The organism is Gracilibacillus sp. JCM 18860 (assembly GCF_055395245.1).
The window spans coordinates 3,796,906-3,809,244 of the sequence record NZ_AP043868.1 but is presented as its reverse complement, the minus strand read 5'-3'; the positions used below and the strand labels follow the sequence as shown (position 1 = coordinate 3,809,244).

General features: G+C 37.6%; 9 protein-coding genes and 1 pseudogene. 5 read left to right on the top strand and 5 right to left on the bottom strand.

Features of this window, described 5'->3' with window-relative positions; genetic code table 11:
• Nucleotides 1-6: 6 nt before the first annotated feature.
• On the top strand, nt 7-1,053 hold the full coding sequence (mnmH, locus tag ACZ5R4_RS18665; protein ID WP_464367793.1) for a tRNA 2-selenouridine(34) synthase MnmH: 1,047 nt from the start codon (nt 7-9) through the stop codon (nt 1,051-1,053).
• Between the two features lie 86 nt (nt 1,054-1,139).
• On the opposite strand, the gene bla is transcribed toward mnmH, so the two are convergent.
• Entirely contained in the window at nt 1,140-2,015 is an 876-nt protein-coding gene (gene bla / locus ACZ5R4_RS18660) for a subclass B1 metallo-beta-lactamase (RefSeq protein ID WP_464367792.1), read from the bottom strand.
• A 216-nt stretch (nt 2,016-2,231) separates the two neighbouring features.
• Nucleotides 2,232-2,687 (bottom strand): DUF1569 domain-containing protein, encoded by a 456-nt coding sequence (locus ACZ5R4_RS18655; RefSeq protein ID WP_464367791.1) that lies wholly within the window; start codon nt 2,685-2,687, stop codon nt 2,232-2,234.
• A 175-nt stretch (nt 2,688-2,862) separates the two neighbouring features.
• Between ACZ5R4_RS18655 and ACZ5R4_RS18650 the strand changes: the two genes are divergently transcribed.
• From ACZ5R4_RS18650 to ACZ5R4_RS18640, 3 genes and pseudogenes are all read left to right on the top strand, one after another.
• Nucleotides 2,863-3,777, top strand: a complete 915-nt coding sequence (locus ACZ5R4_RS18650) for a DMT family transporter (protein WP_464367790.1) — start codon at nt 2,863-2,865, stop codon at nt 3,775-3,777.
• Between the two features lie 835 nt (nt 3,778-4,612).
• Nucleotides 4,613-5,689: a type I restriction endonuclease gene (locus ACZ5R4_RS18645; RefSeq protein ID WP_054860983.1), complete on the top strand. Its 1,077-nt coding sequence runs from the start codon at nt 4,613-4,615 to the stop codon at nt 5,687-5,689.
• Between the two features lie 92 nt (nt 5,690-5,781).
• A pseudogene (locus tag ACZ5R4_RS18640) lies at nt 5,782-6,074 on the top strand (transposase); the annotation flags it as partial.
• Nucleotides 6,075-6,208: 134 nt separating this feature from the next.
• On the opposite strand, the gene ppsA reads toward ACZ5R4_RS18640, so the two are convergent.
• A complete protein-coding gene (gene ppsA / locus ACZ5R4_RS18635; RefSeq protein WP_464367789.1) occupies nt 6,209-8,803 on the bottom strand; it encodes a phosphoenolpyruvate synthase in 2,595 nt (864 codons plus the stop codon).
• Between the two features lie 283 nt (nt 8,804-9,086).
• Here ppsA and ACZ5R4_RS18630 point away from each other — a divergent pair, with 283 nt between their 5' ends.
• Complete coding sequence (locus tag ACZ5R4_RS18630) at nt 9,087-10,538, top strand: carbon starvation CstA family protein (RefSeq protein ID WP_464367788.1); 1,452 nt, start codon at nt 9,087-9,089, stop codon at nt 10,536-10,538.
• 105 nt (nt 10,539-10,643) lie between these two features.
• On the opposite strand, the gene ACZ5R4_RS18625 is transcribed toward ACZ5R4_RS18630, so the two are convergent.
• Nucleotides 10,644-11,255 (bottom strand): response regulator, encoded by a 612-nt coding sequence (locus ACZ5R4_RS18625; RefSeq protein WP_054860982.1) that lies wholly within the window; start codon nt 11,253-11,255, stop codon nt 10,644-10,646.
• Nucleotides 11,256-11,258: 3 nt separating this feature from the next.
• The gene (locus ACZ5R4_RS18620) at nt 11,259-12,338 is read right to left on the bottom strand and encodes a sensor histidine kinase (RefSeq protein ID WP_464367787.1); all 1,080 of its coding nucleotides are present in this window, start codon (nt 12,336-12,338) and stop codon (nt 11,259-11,261) included.
• Nucleotide 12,339: the final 1 nt, after the last annotated feature.

The following is a 12,339-nucleotide window of genomic DNA, read 5'->3' as shown; positions in this document are numbered from 1 at the left end:
CAGAATATGATTGAGGACATTCAGGCAGATGAACTGTATCAGCTTAAAACAAACAACAATCATGTGTTAGTAGATGTACGTTCACCTAAGGAATATCAGGAAGCGACGATTCCTGGCAGTGTGAATATCCCGATATTTTCCGATCAAGAACGTGCAGTAGTTGGTACCATTTATAAACAAAAAGGGCCAGAGGCAGCAAAAGAAAAAGGCCTTGAGATCTTTTCTAAAAAGCTGCCGGATTTTATTAGAGAATTTAAAAAAATCGATGTGCAAGCTACCGTATTCTGTTGGCGTGGTGGAATGCGCAGTAAAACGGCCGCAACAGTTTTAGGATTAATGGGAATCGAAGTCCAGCGGTTAAGTGGTGGAATCCGTGCCTATCGAGAATGGACGGTCGAGCGCTTGAATCAGTTTGAGATGAAACCAGAGCTGTTCGTTTTAAATGGTTATACTGGCAGTGGTAAAACCATTTTACTGGACCGGCTCAAGGCGAAGGGATATCCAGTGATTAATCTGGAAAAATTGGCAGGTCACCGTGGCTCGATTTTTGGTCATATAGGAAGGAATCCTGTCAATCAACGCTCATTTGATTTTGCTTTACTTGAAAAATTACTTGAGGTCCAGCAGGAACGCTTTGTATTTATCGAAGGGGAAAGCAAGCGGATTGGAAAGGTAGTCATTCCGGACTGGTTTGATCAGAAAAAAGAAAATAGCAAGCAGATTTTTGTCCATTTGCCAGTAGAGGAACGGGTGAGGAATATATTAGACGACTATCAGCCATGGTTGAATCCAGAACAATTTAAGGAAGCCTTTCACATTATTAAAAAAAGGCTACCAACCAACATCTCTAAAGAGCTAGGCGAATATCTAGATGCTCATGATTTTACCAAGACAGTGGAGCTACTACTAACTTATTATTATGATTCTCTCTATGATTATTCAACCAATTATCCAGAGAGTCAGAAGACAGCTTTCACTGCATCCAATGTAGAGGAAGCGGAGGAGCAATTGGTGAAATGGGTTTCGGATCGGTACGGGAGTAAGGTGAAATAATTCTAACTTTTCAGGAGATGCGTGACTGTTTGATATTCATACGGTAGCCCTACATATTTTAGAAAAGGGCTACCTTTAAGCTTTCGTTAGTCAGTATGTTGTTTGATCAAATCAACCGTATGGAAAAGCAGTCGCTTATTTCCCCATTCCCCATGTCCTGGGACAACGATTTTCACTTGTGGATATTTCTCGATTACTTTTTTAACAGAGTCATCCCATTTTTCTGCATTGGCATCAGAAAGATTTCCAAGATCCTTTGCATCTAATGATTTGATGAAGCATCCACCAAATAAAATTTTATATTGGGGTAGCCAAGCCGTAATGTTATCCTTTGAATGGCCTTCACCAGGATACATGGTCTCTATAACGGTGTCACCTATATTCATCATCGGTTTTTCATCGAGTATCGGTTTTGGCGAAGGATATCCATTTTCTTTTGCTAGTTTCGCTGTCAAACGTGTACTTCGCACTTCTATCTTCTTATCTAATAATGCTTGAATTCCTCCAATGCTATCATCATGTGCATGGGTAACAATCGCCAGAACGACTTTTTTCTTCAAATGTTTTTGAATCATTTGTAATAAAGCTTTCGTTTTTGGATGATTCCCCTCTGTATCCCATGCAGTATCAATCAAGACCGCCCCTTTGTCAGTGGTAACAACTAACCCATTGTGGGGAATTTTGGTGCCCTTCCACTCATTATAGGATGTATGTACCCATACTTTGTCAGTTAATTGGGTCAATCCAATAGACTTGTCTTGACTAGTAATATGGGTAGGAGATTTTTCAGCTTCAGCATTTACTTGATCATTCAGTTTGGCAAGGTCTTCTGTAATTGTGGTTTCTTGATTTTCTTTAGGTTGAGTAGGTTGAGAGTTATCCTCTGAACAACCTATAAGCATGATACATAGGAGAAGCAATACTGGCCCAATTTTTTTAAATTTACTCCATGAACTCCTCATCATCTAACCTCTTTTCTACCAAGTGCTTTTTTGGTTTAGGTAGCTAAACAAACGGATCAGAAGGCCTTCTTTCTCATACTGCTACCCTTAAATTCTATTATAATAAATGAAATAAAAGATCGATATGCTCGGTTTTTGCCACTGTACCCGTACAGAAGAAAGAGGATGTGAAGAAGATTATATGATCATAGTGTAATGTGATAGAGAAAAAGATGATTATTCTCCCACTCCAAACTGTTTTAAATGATGATCAAGGTGCTTATATATTCCTTTTCCCCATTGCTCAGGAGTAAGTTTACCGAAAAAAGGATGTGGATGAGTCGTACACTTCTCTGGGCCATTATTCTGGAAGGTTATTATTTTCCCCTTCAGTTTTTCCTTCTCTGTTTCAAATTCTTTTTCTTCGACAATCAAAATGGTCGGAATGGTGGACATATTTTGGGCTAATGGCTTGTCGTTATAAAACATCGGTTTCACAAGATTTGCTATGAATATTCCTAACCAACCTCGCGCTGGATGAGATTGTCCCATTGCAATATCTTGAAAGGCTGAGCAATGTGCTAACATTTGGGCAACATCCATTTTACCCCATTTGGATTTTGAATCTGGGCTTAATTTGTCAATACGGTTTAAAATTTCTTGTAAATGTAATGGATTAAAAATATTTTTCATTTGTACGCCTCATCCCTACTAATTTCTCTTCTGTTTTTTAGTTAGAAATTTTACCAAAATCTGAAAACAATTATAGCATAATAATCCAATTTCCAGATCATAAACAGAAAGCTTGCCTATTCAAAACCAAAGAGATATGATTATTATTTGCACTATAAGAATATGGAGATGACTTATGTTGAAAAAGTTCTTAATTAAGCCATGGTCAGCGATCATGATTGCCATTTTTTGTTCGATTCTTTGGGGAAGTGCCTTTCCTGTTTTGAAAGTGAGCTATGTCGAATTACAAATGGCACCGAACGATGTGATGGCTAAAATGGTTTTCGCTGGGATTCGCTTTTTAATAGCAGGTATCATTGTGCTAGTATTACTAGCCTTTATGGATATTAGAAAATTAAAAATCACGAAAAGACAATTACTAGTATTAACTCTATTAGGAATTATTCAAACAGCTTTACAATATTACTTTTTTTATAATGGATTAGCCATCGTATCTGGCATGCAGGGAGCTATCCTATCCTCAAGCGGGATCTTTTTCACTGTATTGCTTGCCCATTTTTATTATAACAATGATCGGTTAGATCGAAAAAAATGGCTTGGCATTATCGCAGGATTTATTGGAATTGTCCTCGCGAATTGGGGACAATCCTTTGCACTGTCCTTTCAATGGAATGGAGAAGGGTACATGATTTTGGCAGGGTTAACTAGTGCAATTGCGACCATTATGGCAAAGGAATTAGCGACTGGTATTCATCCTTTTGCTATCACTGGATGGCAGTTAACGATAGGCGCTATTTTATTACTCTTGGTCGGCTACCCTCAATTGCAGGAGGGCGCTATTGTTTTTACCCCTTTAGGTTGGGGATTGTTACTCTATTCCGCCTTATTGTCAGCCATTTCCTTTGGATTATGGTATTCGTTATTAAAATATCAGGCTGCAGGTAAAATCAGTATGTATAAATTTATTGTTCCTGTAGCTGGCGTATTGTTATCGGCGATGTTTATCGATGGGGAAGCGTTAAATGTGATGATCTTCGGAGCTATCGTGATGGTGGCATCAGGGATTATAGTAGTGAATTATCGGTCTTGATGGGAGAAGAAACGCCCTCCAACTTCATTACACTTCTAATACCGACCAAAACATTACAAAATAACTCGCTAATACAATCAAATAGAAGATGCTAGACCAAAGGATATGTTTTTTCATATCCTTTTTCATTACAAAAGCAAACAATAATACCATAATATTTTGGGACGATTTCACAGCTCCAAAAAGGGGGGGATTGTTTACCAGTTCGACTGTTGTTTCGCTACCTGAGCGTCTACCAAATCTCATGACAACAATCAAGAACATCAAGGCATGGAATATGAGCAATACTAGATTAAGAATTTGTTATTTTGTAAATGTATACAAAATTTAACTTCTTCTATTAGGTTATATAAAGATACTCTTTTGCAGACTTTCACATTACTAATTATTATTTTTTATTTGTTGTTTAAGTCCATGTAAATAGTGAATACAACTTTATATTTTAATTCAATTGTACCATAGTGCTAATTGCAAAATTATGAATAGAAAGGAATAGTAATTTAGGAATAGTAATTTTATGAATTATTGAGATCAAAACACACAATACTATGCTATACGAACAAATGCTTAAACTTAAATGTATCCCCTTCCAATAATTACATTCTTGTTATATAATATATTTGAACTATATTATCGAGTGAAAATCGACCTATTTTTGAAGGGTGAAGTTCCCAGAAAAACCTACTCAATACGTTGATTGGTAATTCTTCTTATATTTTGATTTTTCAATCATATTCCCGGGCGCATTTAGCGTCTTTTATTTTAAAGGTTAATAGAAAATTTGTCCTAATCGTTAGTTTATGTAGTATTAATTATTAATTTATAGAAAAGGGAGATGTATAAATTGTCGACAGAATTACGTGAAAAATTACATGATCTATCAAAAAGAGTAGAATCTTTAAAAGGGAAAATTGAGACTGAAGAAGCTACTAAAACTAGTATTATCATGCCATTCTTTCAGATTTTAGGTTATGACGTATTTAATCCAAATGAGTTTACTCCAGAATACACAGCAGATGTTGGAATTAAAAAGGGAGAAAAAGTAGACTATGCTATCATTGATAATGGTCAACCAGTAATCCTGATTGAAGCAAAATCTATCTCTGAAAAACTAAATAAACATGATTCACAGCTATTCCGATACTTCGGCACGACAACTGCTAAATTTGCCATATTAACAAATGGAGTAGAGTATAAATTTTTCACAGATTTAGACGAACAAAACAAGATGGACTCTTCACCATTCTTTGAATTTAATCTATTAGACCTTAAAGAGAGTCAGGTAACTGAATTAGATAAATTCAACAAAGAAAGGTTTGATTTAGATAATATTTTTAGTTCTGCATCTGAATTAAAGTATACAAATAAAATAAAATCCTTATTATCAGAAATATGGGAAGAACCTAATGAAGATTTCGTTACCTTTATTCTTAATAATGTGTATGAAGGCAGAAAAACTAAAAATATAATTAATCAATTTAGTCCTATAGTAAAACAATCATTAAACCAATTTATTAATGAACTCGTTAATAAAAAATTAAATGCAGCTCTCAACTCTACTTCTAGTGAAAGCGTAAAAAAGTCGGATGAAATGCAAGAGCAAGAAGGCGAACCAGTTTTAGATAATGGAATTGTTACTACGGAAGAAGAGATTCAAGGTTATACAATTTCTAAGTTAATTCTTTCCGAAATCATGGACGAAGACCGCATTTACTATCGCGATAATAAAAGCTACTTCAATATATTAATAGATGACAATATAAGAAGATGGGTATGTAGATTAGGACTAGATAGCAATAAAAAATATATTCAATTTAACGATGAAAACAAGACTACTTCCAATATCGAAAAAGTTTCAGATTTAATGAAGCATAAAGAAAAAATAATTGAAGTAGCTAACAGTCTAATATAAATAATTAACAATGGTATTTCAAGAGATTCAAGAATTGGGTATGGAAGGGCTAAAGGAAAGGAAAAAGTTTTTGTCAGGCGCTAAACCCATTTCATAGTGATCGTGGGTATCAATATATCTCTAAACGTTTTAAACAAATGATTGATAAAGCTGAAATGGTTCATAGTATGTCACGTGTTGGTCGCTGTATAGATAATGGACCTATGGAGGCTTTTTGGGGAACGTTAAAATGTGAAAAGTATTATTTACATCAAACAAACTACCGAACGTATGAGGTGCTTGTTGAAGCCATGGATGAATATATATATAATTCTATAATCATGAAAGATTACAAAAAAGACTGAACGGCCAAAGCCCATCAGAATACAGGGTCAAGGCCGCTTAATCTACATTTTATATTTCCACTGTCTACTTGATAGGGGCAGTTCAAAAACTAGTGGCTTTTACTAATTTATTTACTACATTCCCAAACTAACAGTCTTTCACTCTTTGTTCCATACAAAAGAGTGAAAAATAATCTCACAAAACTTGTATATACCCTTCTGTCCCATTCACAAGAATTCGCTGCCCGTCTTTAATTTGTTTGGTCGCATTCTCTACTCCAACCACTGCAGGCAAGCCATATTCCCGTGCGATAACTGCTCCATGTGTCATTAGACCTCCAACTTCGGTAACGAGACCTTTTATTGATACAAATAATGGAGTCCAGCTTGGGTCGGTAAAGGTCGTAATTAATATATCTCCTTCTTCTAAATGAGCATCCTCTAAATCTACAATCACACGTGCACGACCCTCTATCGTTCCGGTTGAAACGGGTAAGCCGGCAATAGCATCTGCTGGCAAATCCTCTCGTTTGTATTTTCCTACAATAATTTCACCATCCGACGTCATCACTCGTGGCGGGGTGAGCTTTTCATATAAATGATACTCATCCCTGCGCTGGTTGATGATCTGATAATCTAGCTTTTTCGTTTGGATTACTTCACCAAGCTCATCAAAAGTGAGATAGTATATATCACTTTTTTCATGAATCACCCCTAATGGGATGAGTCGTTCTGCCTCTCTTAACAATGCCTGCTTATAAACAAAGTAACGATTAACCATACCGTATTTTGGGTATTCTCTATATCCGCTAAAATTTCGGATCAGGTCGATCCTCTGCTTTGTTTCCTTCGCCTTTTGTTCCCCATCTGGTAACTGCTTCAAGCGCTCTAGTAGCTCCTTTTCCTTTTTCCAAGCTATTAGCCGGCCTTGTTCAAATCTTTGTTTACTAGCATTGGGCTCAAAGTTTTGGATATTACTAAGAATCAACGGAATAAGTGTTGTAGGTTTTTCGCCCCAGCGGGGTTTCGTTAAATCGATTTCTCCAGCACATCGCATTCCATACTTTTCAAGGAATGCAGAAATGGCGTCTTTGGTGTCCTGCCCACCTTCCAATTGAAGGAGCTCATCCAAAAAATTATCCTCTTCTTCCACCTTTTGTAAATATTCCATTACGTTGGGATACGGCCGAATCACATCGGCAACATCTAATAGTGCAAGGCCCATTTCTGACGTAATATTATTTGGTACAGATTGAGAGAGCGTGTCCGCTACATTTTTTTCACCTAGCCACTTATGCATTTTTTCATTAATCCACATGGCAGCATTCATTGCAGCCATAAGCACACCCATACTTTGCGGATCTGATAACATTTCCCTTAATCGCTGAATATCATCCAGTATAAAATGGAACAAGTCTGACCCTTCTTTTGTTTGGATCACTTGTTTTAACTCTTCCATAGAGGTTTGGTTTCGCTTCATCAATTCCGTTACGATAGATGGATCATTATCAAATGGGGCTTCAGAACCTATAGGTGATAGCTTATCGGGACTCTCTTCTTCTTTAATAGGTAGATCTTCTCGCTCGATGATCGTCATCAATGCATCCTTAATGAGCGGATCCGATTGGCCTAAGGTGTTTAGTAGCATTTCTCTGCCCTCAGCTGAAGCCAATCTAGGGGTAATATCAACAAACAATCTTCCACCTGCTACATGCATCGGTGCAGGTGTTGTTAACAAGAAAAAGGACAATCCTAGTGGTTTCATAGCAGCTGTCATCATTTGTTGATGACCGACAGATACATAAAAATGGTTTTCTTCGGTCTCACCTACTTCTGGGATCGGATAAAGTGTCGTGATTGGCCGACTCTGAACGATATAAAATTCATGATCTACCAAGCACCATTCGATATCCTGTGGAGCTTCAAAATGTTGTTCTATCTGCTTTCCGATTTGCGCCAATTGTAAAATTTGCTTTTCCGTAAGGGTCGGAGAATCTTGGCGGTTTGGATCGAGTTGTTGTCTTTCTGTTCCACCGTCCTTTCTTGTATGGATCGCTAATTCTTTAGTTGCTATCCTTTTCTCGACGATTTGATCATCCTGTACTTTATAGCAATCAGGCGTTACGATGCCTGATACCAATGCTTCACCTAGTCCAAAGCTAGCATCGATCGAGGTGACCTTTCGATTTGATGTAATCGGATCTGCGGTAAATAAGATGCCAGAAGCTTTTGGAAAAACCATCCGCTGAACTATGACAGACAGGTACACGTCTTGATGATCAAATCCATTTTGCATCCGATAAATCACAGCACGATCGGTAAAGAGGGATGCCCAGCATTTGCTAATATGGCTCAAGATGTTTTCTTTGCCGATAATGTTCAAATAGGAGTCCTGCTGTCCGGCAAAAGAGGCATGTGGTAAATCCTCTGCCGTTGCACTAGAGCGAACGGCATATGCATGCATCTCGCCAAACTGTGTGAGATAGTGAGTTATTGCTTCTCTAATTTCTGGAGGAATTTCTATTTCGATAATGGTTTGGCGGAGCTTCCTGCTGACTTCACCAATTTGTTCTTGATCTTCAACAGTTAGCAGGCTAAGTTGCTCCAACAATGCTTGAATCCCTTCATTTTGTCCGATAGCTTTTTGAAAGGCCTCTGTCGTGAGGCAAAAGCCTTCTGGTACTTGTATTCCGTGGATTCTAGATAATTCTCCTAAATTCACTCCTTTTCCACCAACGAGCTTGTGCTGGGATTTTTCGATTTCATCAATAGCTAGAACCAAACCACTCATTCCACATCTCTCCTAACCTATAAGATTCTCTATGATTGTAGCAACTGCACAGACCAATAAACAGTCTATATTTACGATTTTTTATATGCTATAATGTAAGTGGAGATAGTGATCATCAGCTATTTTCTCTCTGATCGACTCTTTCCTATATACAAATTCCTACCATTACATTTTCAGAAAATTGGAAATGTTTACTTTTTTGTAAAAAGGATTGTATTTTTAAATAATCCTCTGTAAAATTATTTGTAATCGTTTACAAATAATAGTTTGGAGTGGGATGAACATGATTACTTTCTTAATAGCAATATCAGCCTTAGTTCTTGCTTATTTCACCTATGGAAAATATGTGGAGAAAATATTTGAGCCGAATAAAAAGCGACAGACACCTGCCTACGCGAACCAGGACGGTGTAGACTATGTCCCAATGCACAAACAAAAAAACGCACTTATCCAACTATTGAACATTGCCGGAACTGGTCCGATTTTTGGTCCGATTATGGGTGCCTTATATGGTCCTGTAGCATTTTTGTGGATAGTTCTCGGCTCGATTTTTGCAGGAGCTGTGCATGACTACTTAACTGGTATGATCTCTATTCGAAATCGAGGGGCACATATTCCAGAGCTTGCTGGGAAATTTTTAGGGAACATTTCCCGTCATTTAGTCAATGCCTTTGCGTTACTGCTTTTATTGCTTGTCGGCACCGTATTTGTCACGACACCAGCATCGTTATTGCATAATTTAATTGATGGCAAGGTTGCTTTAATCGTGATTATCCTCGCTATCTTTGCTTATTATATATTGTCTACTATTCTACCAATTGATAAAATTATTGGCCGAATTTATCCGTTTCTTGGTGCGATCTTACTCATTGGTACAATTGCCGTGGGAGTTGCCTTAGTTTTCTCAGACTATCAGATTCCAGAATTAACTCTTGCTAATATGCATCCTGGCGACTTGCCGATTTTCCCTATTTTATTCTTAACGATTACTTGTGGTGCTCTATCTGGATTCCATGCCACTCAATCACCACTTATTTCTAGAACCGCTCAAAATGAAAAACAAGGACGTTACATTTTCTACGGGATGATGGTGGCAGAAGGGATTATTGCGATGATTTGGGCAGCTGCTGCCATGAGTTTATTTGATGGTCAAGGGCTTCAAGGTTTGATAAGTGAAGGTACCGCTTCGCTTGTCGTCAATGAAGTTTCGATGACATTACTTGGTGCAGTTGGTGGAACCATTGCTGTTTTAGGTGCGGTCGTACTACCGATTACTTCTGGTGATACGGCATTTCGTGCTGCACGTAATATCATTGCCGATTATATCAATCTAGGCCAAACCAAGCTTGCAAAACGGCTAGTTATTGCCATCCCAATGTTTGTAGTATCTTATTGGTTAACAACGATCGATTTTAACATTCTATGGCGTTACTTCTCGTTCGCCAATCAAGGTACAGCAGCACTAGCCCTTTGGATTGGTACCATGTATCTTTTTGTAAAGAGGAAAAACTATGTGATTTCACTTGTCCCTGCACTATTCATCACAGATATGGTGCTAACGTATATCTTATATGATAGCAATCTCGGATTTGGCTTATCCTATCAGGCGGCACATACAGGTGGTATCGTTATGACGGTTTTCATTTCTGCTTTATTCTTCTGGAAAGGGAATAAAAATAGGGAAGGGAAATTGATTGTGGATATGGAGGCACCTTCTTTTCGTGGTGTAGCGTAAACGAAGTATGGCTGACTGGAAGGGTTAGATTGGACCTTTCATAGTCAGCTTTTGTTTTACCAAGTAGAGTTTTTATTTCTACTGACTATAAAAAATCTAACTTTTTCATCCTTGCTTTCTTTGCCAATAATAAATGGCAAGTTGTGTCCTATCACGAATTTCTAATTTATCTAAAATAACGGATAGCATATTTCGGACAGTTCCAACGCTTAAGAATAGCTGTCCGGCGATTTCCTTGTTCGAAAGTCCTTGAGCAACTAAATCCACAATATCTGTTTCTCTTTGCGTCAGTCCTTCCAACGCTTCTCGATCTGGTTCCATAATTGTTTTTAATACATCTGCGTCTAAGACGGTTGATCCTGCTCTTAATGCCCTGATTTGCTGGGCCATGTTTTCAATCGCTGCTGACTTTATTAAATATCCCTCTGCTCCTGCTTTTAACGCAAGTCTAATATTCTTCTCATCCTGAAACGTTGTTAACATCATAATTTGAACAGAAGGCCACTGGTCTTTTATTCTCTTTGTACTTTTGATTCCATCCATTATTGGCATTTGTATATCCATTAAAATGACATCTGGTAATTCTCGTTGACATACTTCAATCGCTTCTTGTCCATTTGCTGCTATATCAACGACCTCCAAATCTTCTTCTTTCCCAAGTAATAGCTTTAAACTTTGGCAAACAAGTTGATCATCATCGACGATTAAAAGCTTCATCTGTTAACCTCCTTTTTCTAAAGGAATGACACAAACAAGCAAAAATCCATTTTTTCGATTAATGGATAAGCTTCCTCCCATAGAGCGGGAACGTATTTGCAAGCTTCTTAAACCACTTCCAGTGTGGCTATTTTTTTCAACTGTACCATTATCCTGAATCAATAGGCGCACAATCGATTCCGTGACTTGTAAATCCACCTCGACTATTGTGGCATTACTATGTCTAGCAACATTTGTCAAAGCCTCTTTTAAGCAAGCTTCTAACAGCCTCCATTGATGAGCTGAAACGGCTTGCATATTACCAGATTTTTGAAGGTTTATATCGAGTTGTTGAAAATAGTGTACGATATTTTCTAAGCTTTCAATACCCATCCATGTTGTTGGAGTCATATTATGAACCGTATCCCTTAAGTTTTTCGTACTACGCTTTAAACGATTTTTCACTTCCTGGAGTAGTTTCTCGGCTTCCCTCGAATCTTGAATATACTCGTACGCTTGAAGAGCCAGGGATGCACCTGTTAAATCATGCCCTAAATGATCATGAAGCTCGCTAGCTATCCGGTTCCTTTCCATTAGTTTTGCTTGGTGGGAAGCTGATTGATTCGCTTCCAACAAATCTATCTTCATGCGTTCTAGCTCATATCTAGCCTTTCGCTGTTCATCTGCCTCCTGTCTATATACTACTTGATTTTTTAAGGCGATGAACGAAAAGACACCAAAGAAGAAGGCCTGCAAATAAAACCAAAATAATAGACTAGAAGCTGCTTGCGCAAAAAACAGACTAATAAAGATAAGAAGAGATAATAGCCATTTGCCTTTAAGGGCTAGCTCAAAAATTGGCAGTGCTAAAGCATAATAGCTAATATTTGTATGTGGGGTGAACAAAAAACAAATAAAAACATCCACTAAAACAAACCAAATCGGTAAAGCAAATCTCCAACGTAAACTTGTCACAATTAGTAAAAGAAGAATAAGGATAAAGGATCCATTCGTAGATTCACCAATAATCCATAAATGTATGAGAAAGCCGATAGTTAGAAAGCGCCAACCGTTTATAAATAGCATTGGTTCCTTTTGCTTCAAC